At 72.3% G+C, this 17,182-nt stretch carries 16 protein-coding genes; 13 read left to right on the top strand and 3 right to left on the bottom strand.

The window, feature by feature from the left end:
* Positions 1-82: 82 nt before the first annotated feature.
* The 3 genes from AC3EU2_RS15765 (at position 83) to AC3EU2_RS15755 (ending at position 2,208) form a co-directional block, all read left to right on the top strand.
* Positions 83-286 carry a hypothetical protein gene (locus AC3EU2_RS15765; protein WP_488177227.1) on the top strand — a complete coding sequence of 68 codons (204 nt, stop codon included), beginning with the start codon at positions 83-85 and terminating at the stop codon, positions 284-286.
* 105 nt (positions 287-391) lie between these two features.
* Positions 392-994, top strand: a complete 603-nt coding sequence (locus AC3EU2_RS15760) for a WD40 repeat domain-containing protein (RefSeq protein ID WP_488177225.1) — start codon at positions 392-394, stop codon at positions 992-994.
* Between the two features lie 149 nt (positions 995-1,143).
* A complete protein-coding gene (locus AC3EU2_RS15755) occupies positions 1,144-2,208 on the top strand; it encodes a serine hydrolase domain-containing protein (protein ID WP_488177224.1) in 1,065 nt (354 codons plus the stop codon).
* 10 nt (positions 2,209-2,218) lie between these two features.
* Here AC3EU2_RS15755 and pssA read toward each other — a convergent pair whose 3' ends face one another.
* Together pssA and AC3EU2_RS15745 are read right to left on the bottom strand one after the other, a co-directional pair.
* Positions 2,219-3,130: a CDP-diacylglycerol--serine O-phosphatidyltransferase gene (pssA, locus tag AC3EU2_RS15750; RefSeq protein ID WP_488177223.1), complete on the bottom strand. Its 912-nt coding sequence runs from the start codon at positions 3,128-3,130 to the stop codon at positions 2,219-2,221.
* Positions 3,127-3,795, bottom strand: a complete 669-nt coding sequence (locus tag AC3EU2_RS15745; RefSeq protein WP_488177222.1) for a phosphatidylserine decarboxylase — start codon at positions 3,793-3,795, stop codon at positions 3,127-3,129. The genes pssA and AC3EU2_RS15745 overlap by 4 nt, the downstream gene beginning before the upstream one ends.
* 33 nt (positions 3,796-3,828) lie before the next feature.
* On the opposite strand from AC3EU2_RS15745, the gene AC3EU2_RS15740 reads away from it, so the two are divergent.
* The 5 genes from AC3EU2_RS15740 (at position 3,829) to AC3EU2_RS15720 (ending at position 8,320) form a co-directional block, all read left to right on the top strand.
* Positions 3,829-4,542, top strand: a complete 714-nt coding sequence (locus AC3EU2_RS15740) for an ABC transporter ATP-binding protein (RefSeq protein ID WP_488177221.1) — start codon at positions 3,829-3,831, stop codon at positions 4,540-4,542.
* Positions 4,539-5,309 carry an ABC transporter permease gene (locus AC3EU2_RS15735; RefSeq protein WP_488177220.1) on the top strand — a complete coding sequence of 257 codons (771 nt, stop codon included), beginning with the start codon at positions 4,539-4,541 and terminating at the stop codon, positions 5,307-5,309. Before AC3EU2_RS15740 ends, AC3EU2_RS15735 begins: the two co-directional genes overlap by 4 nt.
* A gap of 195 nt (positions 5,310-5,504) precedes the next feature.
* Complete coding sequence (locus AC3EU2_RS15730; RefSeq protein ID WP_488177219.1) at positions 5,505-6,392, top strand: COX15/CtaA family protein; 888 nt, start codon at positions 5,505-5,507, stop codon at positions 6,390-6,392.
* Positions 6,393-6,428: 36 nt separating this feature from the next.
* A complete protein-coding gene (locus AC3EU2_RS15725) occupies positions 6,429-7,025 on the top strand; it encodes an ArsR/SmtB family transcription factor (protein ID WP_488177218.1) in 597 nt (198 codons plus the stop codon).
* Positions 7,022-8,320, top strand: a complete 1,299-nt coding sequence (locus AC3EU2_RS15720; RefSeq protein ID WP_488177217.1) for an MFS transporter — start codon at positions 7,022-7,024, stop codon at positions 8,318-8,320. Before AC3EU2_RS15725 ends, AC3EU2_RS15720 begins: the two co-directional genes overlap by 4 nt.
* On the opposite strand, the gene AC3EU2_RS15715 is transcribed toward AC3EU2_RS15720, so the two are convergent.
* Positions 8,257-9,186, bottom strand: coding sequence for a heme o synthase (locus tag AC3EU2_RS15715; protein WP_488179504.1), 930 nt, complete (start codon positions 9,184-9,186; stop codon positions 8,257-8,259). The genes AC3EU2_RS15720 and AC3EU2_RS15715 overlap by 64 nt on opposite strands.
* A gap of 160 nt (positions 9,187-9,346) precedes the next feature.
* Between AC3EU2_RS15715 and tkt the strand changes: the two genes are divergently transcribed.
* Genes tkt through AC3EU2_RS15690 form a run of 5 tightly spaced genes read left to right on the top strand, consistent with a single transcriptional unit; the run spans position 9,347 to position 17,173 of the window.
* Positions 9,347-11,650 (top strand): transketolase, encoded by a 2,304-nt coding sequence (gene tkt, locus AC3EU2_RS15710; RefSeq protein ID WP_488177216.1) that lies wholly within the window; start codon positions 9,347-9,349, stop codon positions 11,648-11,650.
* A 6-nt stretch (positions 11,651-11,656) separates the two neighbouring features.
* Positions 11,657-12,781, top strand: a complete 1,125-nt coding sequence (gene tal / locus AC3EU2_RS15705; RefSeq protein WP_488177215.1) for a transaldolase — start codon at positions 11,657-11,659, stop codon at positions 12,779-12,781.
* The gene (locus AC3EU2_RS15700; RefSeq protein WP_488177214.1) at positions 12,778-14,493 is read left to right on the top strand and encodes a glucose-6-phosphate isomerase; all 1,716 of its coding nucleotides are present in this window, start codon (positions 12,778-12,780) and stop codon (positions 14,491-14,493) included. The genes tal and AC3EU2_RS15700 overlap by 4 nt, the downstream gene beginning before the upstream one ends.
* Entirely contained in the window at positions 14,493-16,037 is a 1,545-nt protein-coding gene (gene zwf, locus AC3EU2_RS15695; RefSeq protein WP_488177213.1) for a glucose-6-phosphate dehydrogenase, read from the top strand. The genes AC3EU2_RS15700 and zwf overlap by 1 nt, the downstream gene beginning before the upstream one ends.
* Positions 16,034-17,173: a glucose-6-phosphate dehydrogenase assembly protein OpcA gene (locus AC3EU2_RS15690; protein WP_488177212.1), complete on the top strand. Its 1,140-nt coding sequence runs from the start codon at positions 16,034-16,036 to the stop codon at positions 17,171-17,173. The genes zwf and AC3EU2_RS15690 overlap by 4 nt, the downstream gene beginning before the upstream one ends.
* Positions 17,174-17,182: the final 9 nt, after the last annotated feature.

Below are 17,182 nucleotides of genomic sequence, written 5' to 3'. Positions count from 1 at the left end.
GGGGTCATCGACAGGGGCGCCGCGCACGGGCCACACTGGAATCGACGTCGGCGGCGTCGCCGATGGGAAGGGAGCAGGGGACATGCTCTGGTTCTGGGGCACCGTGGCGGCCGTGCTGGCGGTGGCGCTATTGACTGCATGGTTCTTCGACCGGCGCCGGACGGGAGGGTCCGGCCTGACCGACCGGGAGCGGGCCTCGTTCGAGCGAGGCCGCAACGATCCGTACCGGGCGGGAGAGAGCTACGGCGGTGGGGGTGGCGGCTTCGACGGGGGCGGCGGGGGCTGACCTCTCGCTCAGGCCCCACGCACCCAGGCAGGTGCCGGGACCCCGTTGCCGGTGAGGTCGTCACACCGAACGTACTGCGCGTCCACCCGCTCGAGCGGGCACGCGGTGGTCGAGGTCTCGACGGCGGCGGGCGAGCCACAGCCCCGGGACCTGTCCGCGTTCACCCCCAGCGGTGACCTTCGCACCGTGTGGATCGGGGACGCGGTGGTGGACTACGTGGCCGGGACGGTCCGCCCGATGCCGGACCTCGGCCACCCCGTCGTCGAGCTGTCCCCCTCCCCTGACGGCACCCGCCTCCTCGTCGCCACCGGGCCCTCGGGCGTCGGCCTCGTCGATGCGACCACGATGCGATGGATCGCCGGTCCGCGTGCCTCCGAGGCGGGCCTCATGGGCCCCACCTCGACCTGGAGCGACGACGGATCGCTCGTTGCAAGCGTGGGCGAGGGGCGGCTGAGCCACTGGAACGGCAAGACCGGTGAGTTCCTCGGCAGTGCGAGCGTGCTCCCCAACGAGCTCGGGGACCCCGGTTTCGCGGAAGACGAGGAGCGGTTGCTGTTCGCCGGCGACGACGGCTCGGTCCTCTCCTGGGACCTCGATCCCGCGTCGTGGACCCGGGCTGCGTGCAGGCTCGCGGGTCGGGGCCTCACCGAGCAGGAGTGGCGCACCCATCTCCCGAACCGCCCGTTCCGGAAGGTCTGCACGCCCTAGGTGCCCGAGTCCCCCCACGCCGCCGGCTGGCTGGACTCGAGCTATCCCCCGTCTGAGGGGAAGTGATGGGCGAGACTGGGACCGAGCCGCCCGTCAGGCCCGTCGACCTGCGGCGGTGTGCGGGATGACGACCGGAGCGGGAGGCGCGGGTGTCCTCAGGAGCCGAGCTGCAGGTCGACGCGGCACTCCTCGACGAGGCGGTCCGGGAGACGACCTTCACCGGCGTGGTGGCGGTGGACGTCGACGACCACCGGATCCTCGAGCGGACCGAGGGCTTCGCCCACCGGGCCCTGCGGGCGCCGATGACGGCCCGCACGCGGATGGGCATCGCCAGTGGCAGCAAGACCTTCACCGCGCTGGCAGTGATGCGGCTCGTCGACGACGGCGAGCTGGGCCTCGACCAGCCCGTGCGCGGGCTGCTCGGCGCGGACCTGCCCCTCGTCGACGACCGCGTGACGATCGAGCACCTCCTGGGCCAGACGTCGGGGATCGGGGACTACCTCGACGAGAGCACGTGGGAGCCGTCGGACCACGTCCTCGACGTGCCGACGCACACCCTCACCACGGCGGAGGCGTTCCTGCCCGTGCTCGAGGGCCACCCACAGGCGTTCCCCCCGGGCAAGGGCTTCGCGTACTGCAACGGCGGCTACATGGTGCTGGCACTCGCGCTCGAGCGTGCCACCGGCACGACGTACCACGACGTCGTGCGGAGCCTGGTGATCGAGCCGGCGGGCCTGCAGCACACGGGCTTCCTCCCGCTCAACGACCTCCCGGCCGACGCGGCGCTCGGCTACCTGTGGAACGAGGGCGACCTCGTCAACACGCTCCACCTCCCGGTGCTCGGCAACGGCGACGGCGGGGCGTTCACGACCGCCGACGACCTGCACCGGTTCTGGCTGGCCCTGCTCGAGGGCCGCATCGTTGCGCGCGAGTCCGTCGACGAGATGAGCCGGCCGCGCCACGACGTCCCGGAGGAGGACCTGCGCTACGGGCTGGGGTTCTGGCTCCACCGGACGCACCCGGCACTCGTCCTCGAGGGGTACGACGCCGGCGTGTCGTTCCGGTCGACCCACCTCGTCCGTGACCGCACGACCGTGACCGTGCTCGGCAACAGCTCGCACGGCGCCTGGCCCGTGGTCCGGGTGCTGGCGCGCGCGATCGACGCGCACCTCGGGCGACCGGTCCGGCCAGGACGCGCGGACCAGCGCTCCTGACCGGGACCGGTCAGTGCGTGTCCTGCTCGTCGTCGTCGTCGTCCTCGGCGTCGGGCAGGAAGACGGACGGCATGCGATGCCGCCGCGGGGCCACCGAGTCGGGGCCGAGCAGGCTCTCGCGCAGCGGCGCCGTGAGCACACCGAGGGGTGCTTGGAGGATGTAGCCGTAGGCGATGACGAGCCCGGTGAGGCCGGCGTCGAGCACGAGGCCCACGACGATCGCGAGGGCGCCCGCGACCGTGGTGGCCCAAGCGGCCGCCCCGCGCGGCTGCAGGAGGTTGCGGAAGGACCGGAACCGGATCGACGTGACCATGAGCACGGCGGGCACCACGCTGATGACGATCGGGACGATGAGCGAGGCGTCGTAGCCGCCCGCCTCCGGCTGGTTGAGCGCGAAGATCGTCGCCATGACCACGGCCGCCGCCGCCGGGCTGGGCAGCCCGACGAAGTACCGCTTGTCCGCCGTCGGGTCGACCGTGACGTTGAACCGGGCCAGCCGGAACGCGGCGCAGCCGAGCCAGAAGAAGGCCGCGAGCCACGACAGGATCGGGTAGTCCGGCAGCGCCCACGTGTGCACGAGGATCGCCGGGGCGAACCCGAACGAGATGAGGTCGGCGAGCGAGTCCATCTGGAGCCCGAAGGGCGAGGTGGCCCCCACGAGGCGGGCGACGCCGCCGTCGGCGATGTCCATGATGATCGAGACGGCGATGAGGACGGCCGCGAGGGTGAAGTGCTCGCGGAACGCCAGGAGCACCGACGACAGCCCGCTCATCATGTTGAGGATCGTGAAGATCGTCGGGGCCGTGACCCGCAACCGCTCGGTCTTGCCGAGCTGGCGGAGCGAGACGACCTCCGCGCCGGTCGGCGACACGAGCCGCCAGCGGTCGAAGCGCCGGCGACGACCGGACGCGACGTCGCTCACGTGTTGGCGTCCGTCGCGGGCCACCGGGCGATGACGGTCTCACCCGCGACGACGCGGGCCCCGGACTGCACGAGGAGGTCGACCTCCGGCGGGACGAAGACGTCCATGCGCGACCCGAACTTCATCAGGCCGATGCGCTGGCCGGTCGAGATCTCCTCGCCGGCCGACACCCGGGTGACGACGCGTCGGGCCATGAGCCCGACGATCTGCCGGAAGTGGACGACGCGGGTGCGTCCCGCCACCTCGCGCTCGACGACGAGGTCGGTGCGCTCGTTGAGGTGGGCGCTCTCGTGGCTGTATGCCGCGAGCCACTTCCCCGGGCGGTAGGTCACCTCGCGCAGCCGGCCGCCGTAGGGGGCACGGTTGATGTGCACGTCGAAGGCCGACAGGAAGATGCTCACCTGCTGCCACTCCCCCTCGGGCGCGACACCGTCCTGGCCGGGTCCGGCATACATCACCTTGCCGTCCGCGGGCGAGACCACGTCGTCGGCGTCGACCGGCGTCCGGTCCGCGGAGCGGTCGGGGTCACGGAAGAACAGGGCGACGGCCGCCGGCAGCGCGCCGAGGGTCAGGGCGGCGCCGCGCCGCCCGGCAAGAGCTGCCAGGACGGCGGGGACGGCGGCGACGGCGGTGGCCGGGGCGGCCTCGCGGTCGATGGTGACCATGGGACTCCTTGGGTCGAGTGGGCCCAGCCTAGGATGTGCGCCGTGTCTGCAGTCGAGGTCGCCCGTCTGAGCCGCGTCGTCGGCGGGGTGCGCGCCGTCGACGAGTCCACGTGGTCGGCCCGTTCCGGCGAGGTCACCGCCGTGCTCGGTCCCAACGGCGCGGGCAAGACGACGACCATGGAGTGCCTCGAGGGGCTGCAGCGACCGACGTCCGGCACCGCGCGCGTCCTCGGCACCGACCCGTGGCGGGCCCCGGCGGAGCATCGGGCGCGCGTCGGGGTGATGCTCCAGGACGGCGGGCTCCCGGTCACGACGACCGCCCGGCGGCTCCTGCACCACGTCGCCCGCCTCCACTCCGCGTCCGCGGACGTGTCGGGCCTCATGGAGCGGCTCGAGCTCGACCGCGTGGCCGACCGCCCGGTACGCCGGCTGTCCGGTGGCGAGCGGCAGCGGGTCGCGCTCGCCGCCGCGCTCGTCGGCCGCCCGGAGGTCGCGTTCCTCGACGAGCCGACCGCCGGCCTCGACCCGCACGCCCGCCTCGAGGTGTGGGACCTCCTGCGCGAGACCGCGACGGACGCGGCCGTCGTCGTCACCACCCACTCGTTCGAGGAGGCGGAGCGCATCGCCGACCACGTCGTCATCATGAACGCCGGACGTGCCGTGGCGGAGGGGTCGCTCGCCGAGGTGTGCGAGGGCCGTCCGCTCGAGGAGCGCTACTTCGCCCTCACCGCCGGGAGCCGGCGATGAGCGCACCCACCGCCCCGGCCCCGCCCTCCGGCCCGGCCACGTCGGTCCAGCGGTGGCTCGCCCAGACCCGCTTCGAGACCGCGATGATCCTCGGCCACGGCGAGCAGCTGCTCGTCGCCCTCGTGCTCCCCGTCCTGGCCCTCGTCGGCCTGGCCCTGACCGACGTGCCCGACCTCGGCCCGGGCCGTCGCATCGACGTCGCGACGGCGGGAGTGCTCGCGCTCGCCGTGGTCTCGACCGCGTTCACCGGCCAGGCGATCGCCACCGGCTTCGACCGACGCCAGGGGGTCCTGCGGTTCCTCGGGGTCAGTCCGCTGGGTCGTGAGGGCCTCATCGCGGGCAAGCTCGGCGCCGTGGGGCTCGTCATCCTCGTCCAGCTCGTCGTGCTGGGTGGTGTCGCCGCCGTCCTCGGCTGGCGACCGGAGCCCTCGGGGGTGCTGCCGGCTCTCGTCACGGTGGGGCTGGGCGCCGCGGCCTTCCTCGCTCTCGCGATGCTGCTCGCCGGCACCGTCCGGGCCGAGGGGGTGCTCGCCATCGCGAACCTCGTCTGGGTCCTCCTGCTCGGCCTGGGCATCCTGCTGCCCACCGACCGCCTGCCCGACGGCGTCGAGGGTCTCGCGCGGGTCCTGCCCTCCGGCGCCCTCGGCGACGGGATGCGCCTCGCGCTCGTCGAGGGTGGCTGGCCGCTCGGCCAGTGGCTCGTCCTCACGGTGTGGGCGCTGGCCGCGGGCCTCGCTGCCGCCCGCTGGTTCCGCTGGTCCGACTGACCCCTCGGCCTCCGGCGCGGGAACGGGTGGGCCACCGGCTTCGGCGCGAGAACTGACCCAACCGGCGAGCGCGGTTGCGCGTCAACGAAACTGACCAAGGCTTTGCCAAACGCGCACTCAACCGGCCGCAAGCACACCGGCGGTCAAGCGACGGTCAAGGAATCGTCAGGGGAGGCCGCGGCATACCCTGCGGTGGTGAGTGCGCCCCTCCCCCGAGCCCATCGCCTCGTCCTCCTCGCCAACCTCGTCGCGCAGGTGGGCATCATCGTCACCGGCGGCCTCGTGCGGCTCACCGGCAGCGGCCTGGGCTGCCCCACGTGGCCCGAGTGCGTGCCCGGGTCCTACGTTCCCGTGCAGGAGCAGGCCGAGGGCTTCCACAAGGTCATCGAGTTCGGCAACCGCACGCTGACCGGCGCCCTCGGCATCATCGCCGTCCTCGCGGTGGTCGCCGTGTGGCGATGGACGCCGGTCCGGCGACTCAAGGTCGCCGCGGTCACCGTCCTCGTGGGCGTGGTCTTCCAGGCGCTCCTCGGTGGCGTCACGGTGCTCACCGAGCTGCACCCGGTCACGGTGTCTGCCCACTTCCTCGTCTCGGCCGGGCTGGTCGCGGCCGCGGCCTACCTCTGGTTCGCCCGTCACGAGGGCGAGGGCGGACCGAGGCTGCTCGTCCCCGAGGTCGTGCGCCGCGTCGCGTGGGTCACCTGCGGCGTCGGCGCGGTCGTCCTCACCCTTGGCACCGTGGTCACCGGCTCCGGCCCGCACTCCGGCGACGCCGAGGCCCCGGCCCGGTTCGGCTTCGACCCCCGGACGATCTCGTGGCTGCACGCCGACGCCGTCATGCTCTTCGTCGGTCTCGTCGTCGCCGTCTGGCTGGCCACCCGTCTCTCTTCCGCACCGACGTCGGTCGCCACGGCGTGGCGGGACGTCCTGCTCGTCACGCTCGGACAGGGCGGCATCGGCTACGTGCAGTACCTCACCGACCTCCCCGAGGTCCTCGTCCTCGCGCACATGCTCGGCGCGGCCCTGCTCGTCGTGGCCCTGACCCGGGGCGTGCTCGCCCTCCGGAGCATCGCACAAGAGTAGTTGCACAAGAGTTCTTGTGGGTTTATCGTCGTGGGCATGACCCCCACCGCACCCACCCCCAGGGACCGTGACGGCATCCGCACGATCACCGACGCCAAGGCCCTCTCGGCCATGGCCAACACCTTCCGGTCACGGATGATGGACGCGCTCAAGGTCGACGGGCCGTCCACCGCGTCGGCGCTGGCCGCCCGGACCGGCCAGGCCGTCGGCTCGGCGAGCCACCACCTCAAGGTGCTCAGCGAGGCCGGCCTCGTCGAGGAGGCCCCCGAGCTGGCCAAGGACCGGCGTGAGCGCTGGTGGCGCCTCGTCGACCCGGGCACCCGGTGGTCACGCGCGGACTTCGCGTCGGACACCGCTGCCGTCACGGCCGCGTATGCCGCCGAGGCCCTCACCGTCCAGCGGCAGTTCGAGCGGGTCCAGGAGTGGAACGCCAACGCCGCGACCGTCCCCGTCTGGGACGACGCGGCCTTCGCGACCCAGAACTGGCTCCGCCTCTCCCCCGACGAGCTGCGCGAGGTGGCGGAGGAGGTCATCGACGTCCTCGTGCGGTGGGGTCGGCGCGAGGTGCCGGACGACGGGGTCGAGCGCGAGCCCGTCCTCGTCTTCGCCCGCGGCTTCCCGGCGCAGCCGTGACCGCCGACGCTCCCCCGGCAGGCCTCAACCACAACTTCCGCCTGCTCTGGGGTGGCGAGGCGGTCAGCGTCCTCGGGTCGATGACGACGACGGTGATCTTCCCGCTCATCGCGGTCACCGAGTTCGGCGCGGGGCCCTGGGCGATGGGCGTGCTCGCCGGCGCGGTCTGGCTGCCGTGGCTGCTGCTCGGGCTCCCCGCCGGGGCCTGGATCGACCGCTCCGACCCGCGCCTCGTCATGATGCGCGCCGACCTCCTCGCGGCCGCAGCCGTGGCCAGCGTGCCTCTGGCCTGGGCGACCGGACTGCTCACCCTCCCCCACCTCGTCCTCACGGCACTGGCGGTCGGCGGGTGCACCGTCTTCTTCCGGACGGCATACGCCGCCTTCGTCCCGCGGGTGGTGGCGAGCTCGGACCTCGAGCGCGCCAACGCCCGGATCTACGGCACGGAGTCGGCCATGCAGGTGGGCGGGCCCGGTGTCGGCGGGCTCCTCGTCCAGGCCACCTCCGCGGCGTATGCCGTCGTCGTCGACGTCGTGGGGTTCCTCGTCTCGTGGGTCTGCCTCTCGCGGATGCGACCCGAGGAGCTCGGACCTCCCCAGGCTCCCTCACCCTCCTTGCCGCTGGGACGCGAGATCCGCGAGGGTGTGGAGATCGTCTTCCGTGACCGCTTCCTCCGGTTCTTCTCCGTCCAAGGAGGACTGAGCAACTTCGCGCTCACCGGCTACGGGGCACTGCTCGTCCTCTTCATGGTCCGCGAGCTCGACCTGCAACCCGGGGCCGTGGGGCTCGTCATGGCCCTCGGGTCTGCTGGCGGCCTGCTGGGCGCCACGGTCGCGACGCGCGCGACCCGGTGGCTCGGCTCGGCCGGGGCACTGCGCTGGCTCCAAGTCCTCGGTGGCCCGCCGGCGCTGCTCGTCGGCACCGCGCAGCCCGGCCTCGGGGCGGCGATGATCGCCAGCGGCTCGTTCGTCGTCGGGGTCGGGGTCGTGGGGGCCAACGTCGTCCGCAGCTCGTTCCGCATCCGCTACACCCCGCCCGAGCTGCTCGGCCGGACGACGGCGACCGCGGCGGTCATCGGCTTCGGGACCATGCCGCTCGCCGGGCTCGTCGCCGGTGGGCTCGGCACGTGGCTGGGGGTGCGCGAGACCATCGTGCTCATGGCGGCGACCCACGCCGTGGTGTCCCTCACGGTGTTCGCCGGACCGTACCGCCGGGGTCGGGACCTGCCCACTCAGCCGATGGAGAGGTGGACCAGCGGGTCGACCGCGACCGCGAGGAAGAGCAGTGTCACGTAGGTGATCGAGAAGTGGAACAGCCGCATCGGCTTGAGCACCGAGGTCGCCGCCCCGTCCTTGGCCAGCCGCAGGAGGCGGTGCGCCTCCCCCACGAAGACCACGCCGCTCGCCACCGCCGCGACGAGGTAGATCCAGCCCATGTCGGCCACGGGCACGAGGGTCAGCGAGACCGCGACCATGACCCAGCTGTAGGCGACGATCTGACGGGCCACGACGACCGGGCCCTGCTCCACCGGGAGCATCGGCACGTGGGCGTTGGTGTAGTCGTCCTTGAACGCCATCGACAGCGGCCAGTAGTGCGGCGGCGTCCAGAAGAAGATGACGAGGAAGAGGATGACGGCCGGCCACCCCACCGTGCCGGTCACGGCGGACCACCCGATGAGGGTCGGCATGCACCCGGCGACCCCGCCCCAGACGATGTTCTGGGAGGTGCGTCGCTTGAGCACGATCGTGTAGAGGACGGCATACAACGCGATGGCCGTGAGCGACAGCAGCGCGGACGCGACGTTGACGAACACGAGGAACCACACCGTCGACAGGACGGTGAGGGCGCCGCCGAAGACCAGACCGGCACGCGGCGAGATCTGCCCGGTGACCATGGGCCGGTTGCGGGTGCGGTCCATCAGGGCGTCGATGTCGCGGTCGTAGACGCAGTTGAACGTGTTCGCGGCGCCGGCGCTGAGCGAGCCACCGACGAGCGTCGCCACGACGAGCCACAGGTCGGGCACGCCCCGCTCGGCGAGGAACATCACCGGCACCGTCGTTACGAGCAGCAGCTCGATGATGCGGGGCTTGGTGAGGGCCACATAGGCGCCGACCGTTCGCTTCCAGCCGACCGTGGAGTCGACCGTCGAGGCGGTGGTGATCGGAGCGGGTGCCACGGCGTCCTTCGGGGTGCACTGGAGCGGTTGGTCACGGCGAGTCTAGCCGGGGCCGGACTGAGTCGTCCCCACCGGTTCGCTCCGGTCTAGGGTGGGTTCGACCGTTTGACCTGCATCACCTTGTTCGACGTCAGAGAGGCTCCACGTGACCACCACCACGACGAAGGCGGGCAGGGCGGGCAGTCGCCGCGCCGCCACCGCGCAGCGCTCGGCCGACATCGCCAAGCCCACGGCCCGCAAGGCGAAGTGGACCGACCTCGACGTGCGCGCGGTGGACACCGTCCGAGTCCTCGCCGCCGACGCCGTCCAGAAGGTCGGCAACGGCCACCCCGGCACTGCGATGAGCCTGGCGCCCGCGGCCTACCTGCTCTTCCAGAACGTCATGGCGCACGACCCCTCGGACCCGACGTGGCTCGGCCGTGACCGGTTCGTCCTCTCCTGCGGCCACTCCAGCCTCACCCAGTACATCCAGCTCTACCTCTCCGGCTACGGCCTCGAGCTGGGCGACCTCAAGGCGCTGCGCACGTGGGGTTCGCTGACCCCCGGCCACCCCGAGGTCCACCACACCACCGGGGTCGAGATCACCACCGGCCCGCTCGGCTCCGGCCTCGCCTCCGCCGTCGGCATGGCGATGGCCCAGCGCCGCCAGCGCGGCCTGCTCGACCCCGACGCCAAGCCGGGCACGAGCCCGTTCGACCACCACGTGTGGGTCATCGCCTCCGACGGCGACCTCATGGAGGGCGTGGCCTCCGAGGCCAGCTCGCTCGCCGGTCACCAGGAGCTCGGCAACCTCACCGTCATCTACGACGCGAACCAGATCTCGATCGAGGACGACACCGACATCTCCTTCTCCGAGGACGTGGGCAAGCGCTACGAGGCCTACGGCTGGGAGGTCGCCGACGTCGACTGGCGCCAGAGCAACGACCCGGCCGGGTCCGCCGACTACGTCGAGGACGTCGACGCCCTCCTTGCCGCCCTCGAGAAGAGCAAGACGTCGAGCCGCCCGACCCTCGTGCGCCTGCACACGGTGATCGCCTGGCCCGCCCCCACCAAGAAGGGCACCGGCAAGTCGCACGGCTCCGCGCTCGGCGACGAGGAGATCACCGCGCTCAAGGAGATCCTCGGCTTCGACCCGAAGAAGACGTTCCAGGTCGACCGGGACGTCCTCGCCCACGCGCGCAAGGTCAAGGCGCGCGGCAAGGCCGCCCACAAGGCGTGGAAGACCCCGTATGCCGCGTGGCGCCGTGCGAACAAGGACGCCGCCGCCCTGCTGGACCGGCTCGTCGCCGGTGAGCTGCCCGACGGGCTGGACGCCGCGCTGCCCACCTTCCCCGCGGACGAGAAGGGCATCGCCACCCGCGCCGCCTCCGGCAAGGTCCTCGGGGCCCTCGCCCCCGTCATGCCCGAGCTGTGGGGTGGCTCGGCCGACCTCGCCGAGTCCAACAACACGACGATGGAGGGCGAGCCGTCCTTCGTCCCGGCCTCCAAGCAGACCGAGGCGTGGAAGGGCGGACCCTACGGCCGGACCCTGCACTTCGGGATCCGCGAGAACGCCATGGGCATGATCCTCAACGGGATCGCGCTCGAGGGGCTCACCCGCCCCTACGGCGGCACCTTCCTCGTCTTCTCCGACTACATGCGCCCGGCGGTCCGGCTGGCCGCGATCCAGCAGCTGCCGGTGACGTTCGTCTGGACCCACGACTCCATCGGCCTCGGCGAGGACGGTCCGACCCACCAGCCGATCGAGCACCTCGCCTCGCTCCGGGCGATGCCCGGCCTCGACGTCGTCCGCCCGGCCGACGCCAACGAGACGGCCGCCGCGTGGGGCGCGATCCTGCGCAACGCCTCCACCGCCGCCCTCGCCCTCAGCCGGCAGGCCCTGCCGACGGTGGACCGGTCCACCCACGCGAAGGCGAGCAACGTCGCCAAGGGCGCCTACGTCCTCGTCGACGGCGGCGACGACGGCAAGCAGTCCCCGGAGGTCATCCTCGTGGCGACCGGCTCCGAGGTCTCGGTGGCGCTCGACGCACGCCTGCGGCTCGAGAAGTCCGGGGTCCGCACCCGCGTGGTGTCGATGCCGTGCCGCGAGTGGTTCGACTCGCAGACCAAGGCCTACCGCGACAAGGTGCTGCCGCCCCGGGTCCGCGCCCGCGTGAGCATCGAGGCCGGGGTGGCGCAGGGCTGGCGCGAGATCGTCGGAGACGCCGGCCGCTCGATCAGCATCGAGCACTTCGGCGCCTCCGCCGACGCCAAGACCCTCTTCACCGAGTTCGGGTTCACGCCCGAGGCCGTCGTCAAGGCGGCCAAGGACTCGATCAAGGCGGCTCGGGCCGGCACCGGCGTCCCCGGTGCCACCGAGACCGCACCCCGCTCCCGCAAGGACACCGGCACCGACGTCCCCACCACCAACAAGCCTGCCCGCAAGAGCGCGGCAACGGCCGGGAAGTGACCTCACATGACTGACAGCGCACCCCTCAAGGCACTCGCCGACAACGGCGTCTCCATCTGGCTCGACGACCTCAGCCGCGAGCGGCTGACGTCGGGCAACCTACAGGAGCTCATCGACACCAAGGGTGTCGTCGGCGTGACGACCAACCCGTCGATCTTCCAGGTGGCCCTCTCCGACGGCGAGAGCTACAGCGAGCAGGTCGCCCAGCTCGCCGCCGACAGGACGACCCTCGACGACGCCGTCACGGCGATGACCACGCAGGACGTTCGCGACGCCTGCGACGTGCTCCTGCCCGTCTTCGAGGCGACCGACGGGCTCGACGGCCGCGTGTCCATCGAGGTCGACCCGCGGCTGGCCCACGACACGGACCGGACCGTGGCGCAGGCCAAGGAGCTGAGCAAGCTCGTGGACCGTCCCAACCTGCTCGTCAAGATCCCGGCCACGGTCGAGGGCCTTCCCGCCATCACCCGGGTCCTCGCCGAGGGCATCTCGGTCAACGTCACGCTCATCTTCAGCCTCGACCGCTACCGCGCGGTCATGAACGCCTTCCTCACCGGCGTCGAGCAGGCCCGGGAGCGCGGCAAGGACGTCAGCACGCTCGAGTCGGTGGCGTCCTTCTTCGTCTCGCGCGTCGACTCCGAGGTCGACAAGCGCCTCGACGCCATCACGGGTGAGCACGCCGAGACCGCGAAGTCGCTCAAGGGCAAGGCCGCCATCGCCAACGCGCGCCTGGCCTACCAGGCCTACGAGGAGGTCTTCTCGACCCCTCGGTGGAAGAACCTCGAGGCGGACGGCGCCAAGCCGCAGCGCCCGCTGTGGGCGTCCACGGGGGTCAAGGACCCGGCCTACCCGGACACCATGTACGTCACCGAGCTCGTCGCCCCGGGCACGGTCAACACGATGCCCGAGAAGACCCTGGACGCGGTCAAGGACCACGGCGAGATCACCGGCAACACGATCGCCGGGACCTACGAGGAGTCCTCCGAGGTGCTCGACGCGCTCGAGCGCCTCGGCATCTCCTACTCCGACCTCACTGCCCAGCTCGAGAAGGAGGGCGTGGACAAGTTCGCGAAGTCGTGGGACGAGCTCCTCGACGGCGTGAAGTCCGAGCTCGCCAAGGCGACTCGATGAGCAGCATCGAGGTCACCGCGCGCGGCGCCGCCGCCGAGGCGATCGCCACGCACGTGCCCACCCTCGTCTCCGACGAGGTCGCCAGTCGCCTCTTCGCCCGCGACGCGACGCTGTGGGGCACGGACGCCGAGGAGGAGGCCGGCAAGCGGCTGGCCTGGGTCGACCTGCACCGGACCTCCCGCCCCCTGCTCGGGGAGATCTCCGCCCTGCGCGAGGAGCTGCGCGGCGACGGTGTCTCGCGGATCGTCCTCTGCGGCATGGGCGGCAGCTCGCTGGCGCCCGAGGTCATCTGCGCCACCGCCGGGGTCGACATCGTCATCCTCGACTCGTCCGCGCCGGACGTGGTCCGGCGCGCCGTGACCACCGACCTCGACAGCACCGCCGTCGTCGTGTCGTCGAAGTCGGGCTCGACGGTCGAGACCGACTCGCAGCGCCGGGCCTTCGAGAAGGCGTTCACCGACGCGGGCATCGATGCGACGCGCCGCATCGTCGTCGTCACCGACCCCGGCAGCCCGCTCGACGGCGAGGCCCGCGCGGCCGGCTTCCGAGTCATCAACGCCAACCCCGACGTGGGCGGTCGATACTCGGCGCTCACGGCGTTCGGTCTCGTCCCGTCCGGCCTCGCCGGTGCCGACGTCGGCGCGCTCCTCGACGACGCCGACGCGGTCGCCGACCTGCTCGCCGCCGACGACGAGGGCAACCCGGCGCTGCGCCTGGGCGCCGCGATCGGCGGCACCAACCCGCTGCGCGACAAGCTCGTCCTCGTCGATGCCGGCACCGAGAACGTCGGCTTCGGCGCGTGGGCCGAGCAGCTCATCGCCGAGTCCACCGGCAAGAACGGCACCGGCATCCTCCCGGTGGTCGCCGACGGCGCCGCCCCGCAGCACACGTACGACGATGCCAACGTCGTGCGCCTCGTGGCGTCCACCGACGACGACGACCCGGTCGAGGTCCTCGCCGACGCGCCACCGCGCCACCCCGACTCGATCGCCGCGGAGCAGCCCGGTCCCGCCGACCCCGACCCCGACGAGGAGCTCGGCGACAGCGGCTCGCTCATCACCGTGGCCGGCACCCTCGGCGCGCAGCTCCTCCTCTGGGAGGTCGCCACCGCCGTCGCCGGCCGGCTCCTCGACATCAACCCGTTCGACCAGCCCGACGTCGAGAGCGCCAAGGAGGCCGCCCGCGGTCTGCTCGACCAGGCCGGCGCTGCCACCGACGAGGCGGCGTTCGTCGACGGTTCCGTCGAGGTGCGCGCCCTCGGTGGCGACTGGCTCGGCGAGGCGCACACCGTGCCCGGCGCCGTCTCGGCGCTGCTGTCCCAGCTCGACGAGTCCGAGGGCTACGTCGCGGTCATGGCCTACCTCGACCGCGAGGCGGACGCCGACCTCGAGGAGGTCGCCCGCACCCTGTTCGACCACACGGGCCGACCCGTCACCTTCGGGTGGGGACCGCGCTTCCTGCACTCGACCGGCCAGTACCACAAGGGTGGTCCGGCCAACGGCGTCTTCATCCAGGTCACCGCGGATCCGGACGAGGACCTCGCCGTGCCCGGTCGGACGTTCACGTTCGGTGAGTTCCTCGCCGCGCAGGCCGGCGGCGACGCGCAGGTGCTCGCCGACCACGACCGTCCCGTCCTCCGTCTCCACCTCACCCAGCACGACCGCGGCCTGGGCCAGGTGCGGTCGGCCCTCTCCACCTCCTCGGGAGCCTGATGAGTCCGGCGCGCGTCTCCGCCAACCACAACCCGCTCCGAGATCCCCGCGACAAGCGGCTGCCCCGCATCGCGGGCCCGTCCAGCCTCGTGCTGTTCGGGGTGACCGGGGACCTCGCCCGCAAGAAGCTCATGCCGGCCATCTACGACCTCGCCAACCGCGGCCTGCTGCCGCCCGGCTTCTCGCTCGTCGGGTTCGCCCGGCGCGACTGGGCCGACCAGGACTTCGGCAAGGTCGTCTACGAGTCGGTCAAGGAGCGATCCCGCACGCCGTTCCGTGAGGACGTGTGGCGTTCGCTCAGCGAGGGCTTCCGGTTCGTCCCAGGCACGTTCGACGACCCCAAGGCCTTCGACCTGCTCGCCGAGACCGTCCGCGAGCTCGACGAGCAGCGCGGCACAGGAGGCAACCACGCCTTCTACCTCTCGATCCCGCCGTCGTTCTTCGCGACGGTGTGCGAGCAGCTCCAGCGCTCCGGGCTCTCCACCCCGACCCCGGGGTCGTGGCGCCGCGTCGTCATCGAGAAGCCGTTCGGCCACGACCTCAAGTCCGCCCGCGAGCTCAACGAGATCGTCGCCGAGGTCTTCCCGGCGGACTCGGTCTTCCGGATCGACCACTACCTCGGCAAGGAGACCGTCCAGAACCTCCTGGCCCTGCGCTTTGCCAACCAGATGTTCGAGCCGGTCTGGAACAGCCACTACGTCGACCACGTCCAGATCACCATGGCCGAGGACATCGGCATCGGGGGTCGCGCCGGTTACTACGACGGCATCGGTGCCGCCCGCGACGTCATCCAGAACCACCTCCTCCAGCTGCTCGCGCTCACCGCGATGGAGGAGCCGGTCTCCTTCGCCGCCGACCACCTGCGCAGCGAGAAGGAGAAGGTCCTCTCGGCCGTCCGCATCCCCAAGGACCTCGCGAAGGGCACGGCCCGCGGGCAGTACTCCCGGGGCTGGCAGGGCGGTGAGGAGGTCGGCGGCTACCTCGAGGAGGAGGGCGTGGCCACCCGCTCCACGACCGAGACGTATGCCGCGGTGAAGCTCGAGATCGACACCCGCCGCTGGGCGGGGGTCCCGTTCTACCTGCGCACCGGCAAGCGTCTGGGCAAGCGCGTCACCGAGATCGCGGTCGTCTTCAAGAAGGCGCCCCACCTGCCGTTCGCCGACACCGCGACCGAGGAGCTCGGCCAGAACGCCGTCGTCATCCGCGTCCAGCCCGACGAGGGCGTCACGATGCGGTTCGGCGCGAAGGTGCCGGGAGCGCAGATGGAGGTGCGCGACGTGACGATGGACTTCGGCTACGGGCGCGCGTTCACCGAGAGCTCCCCCGAGGCCTACGAGCGGCTCATCCTCGACGTCCTGCTCGGCGAGCCGCCGCTCTTCCCCCGCCACGAGGAGGTCGAGCTCTCCTGGGAGATCCTCGACCCGATCGAGGAGTTCTGGGCCAAGCAGGGCGGCCGGATCGACCAGTACACCTCCGGGACCTGGGGACCGAGCAGCGCCGACGCCCTCATGCACCGCGACGGCCGCGAATGGAGGCTCCCGTGATCGTCGACCTGCCCAGCACCACGACCGCCAGCATCTCCAAGAAGCTCGTCCGGCTGCGCTCCGACACCGGCTCGATGGCGCTCACGCGCGTCCTCACGATGGTCGTCGTCGTCGACGAGCACGAGGCCGACGCGGCCATCCAGACGGCCAACGACGCGAGCCGGCAGCACCCCTGCCGCATCATCGTCGTCGTCACGGCCAACCGTCGTGGTGCCGCGCGGCTCGACGGGCAGATCCGCATCGGCGGTGACGCCGGCGCGAGCGAGGTCGTCGTCCTGCGCCTCTTCGGGCCGCTGGCCGCGCACGGCCGCTCCGTCGTCACGCCCCTCCTCCTCGCGGACGCCCCGATCGTCGCGTGGTGGCCGACCGACTCACCCAAGAACCCCGCAGCGGACCCCATCGGTGAGATGGCCCAGCGCCGCGTCACCGACGTCTCCCGGGCCAAGGGCACACCGCGCAGCGCCCTGGGCCGGCTCGCCGCCGCCTATGCGCCCGGTGACACGGACCTGTCCTGGTCGCGGATCACGCTGTGGCGGGCGCTGCTCACCGCGGCACTCGACCAGGCGCCGTTCGAGCCGGTCACCTCGGTCACCGTCACGGGTGGGTCCGACTCACCCTCGGCCGAGCTCCTCGCCGGATGGCTGGCCAAGCGGCTGCGCTGCCCGGTGACGCTCGTGCCGTCACGCAAGGGCACCGGCATCATCAGCGTCCGGCTCGACCGGGCCAGCGGCCCGCTCGACCTCGTGCGGCCCCAGAACGGCACGACGGCCACGCTGTCGCAGCCGGACCGCCCCGAGCGGACGATCGCCCTCCCGCCGCGCAGCGACGCCGAGTGCCTCGCGGACGAGCTGCGCCGGCTCGACCCCGACGAGGTCTACGAGGACGCCCTCCGGGATGGGCTGGGCGACGTGACGCACAGCCGTCGCACCTCGACCGAGGCGCAGCGCAGCGGCCTCACGCCGTCGGTGTCGCAGGCCCGCGAGGACGCCGACCGGATCAGCCGGGAGGCCAAGGTCAGTGCCAGCTCGGCGATGGTCGAGGCGCCGATGCCGGGCAAGTCCGACGACCCGGGGCAGGTCGAGCAGGCCTCCGCCCGCAAGCTCGCGAAGGCGCGCGCCAAGCGCACCTCGTCCTGAAGGGAGCCA

The organism is Knoellia sp. B-D-2, from assembly GCF_057714695.1.
The sequence above is the reverse complement of the archived record's forward strand: the minus strand, read 5'-3'. Positions and strand labels throughout refer to the sequence as shown.

What these genes read in the sequence shown, in the direction of transcription:
- AC3EU2_RS15745 (WP_488177222.1), bottom strand. Translation starts at nt 3,795, where the DNA reads ATGGTCACCATCGACCGCGAGGCCGCCCCGGCCACCGCCGTCGCCGCC.
- AC3EU2_RS15700 (WP_488177214.1), top strand. Translation starts at nt 12,778, where the DNA reads ATGAGCAGCATCGAGGTCACCGCGCGCGGCGCCGCCGCCGAGGCGATC.
- zwf (WP_488177213.1), top strand. Translation starts at nt 14,493, where the DNA reads ATGAGTCCGGCGCGCGTCTCCGCCAACCACAACCCGCTCCGAGATCCC.
- AC3EU2_RS15725 (WP_488177218.1), top strand. Translation starts at nt 6,429, where the DNA reads ATGACCCCCACCGCACCCACCCCCAGGGACCGTGACGGCATCCGCACG.
- AC3EU2_RS15740 (WP_488177221.1), top strand. Translation starts at nt 3,829, where the DNA reads ATGTGCGCCGTGTCTGCAGTCGAGGTCGCCCGTCTGAGCCGCGTCGTC.
- AC3EU2_RS15735 (WP_488177220.1), top strand. Translation starts at nt 4,539, where the DNA reads ATGAGCGCACCCACCGCCCCGGCCCCGCCCTCCGGCCCGGCCACGTCG.
- tal (WP_488177215.1), top strand. Translation starts at nt 11,657, where the DNA reads ATGACTGACAGCGCACCCCTCAAGGCACTCGCCGACAACGGCGTCTCC.
- AC3EU2_RS15765 (WP_488177227.1), top strand. Translation starts at nt 83, where the DNA reads ATGCTCTGGTTCTGGGGCACCGTGGCGGCCGTGCTGGCGGTGGCGCTA.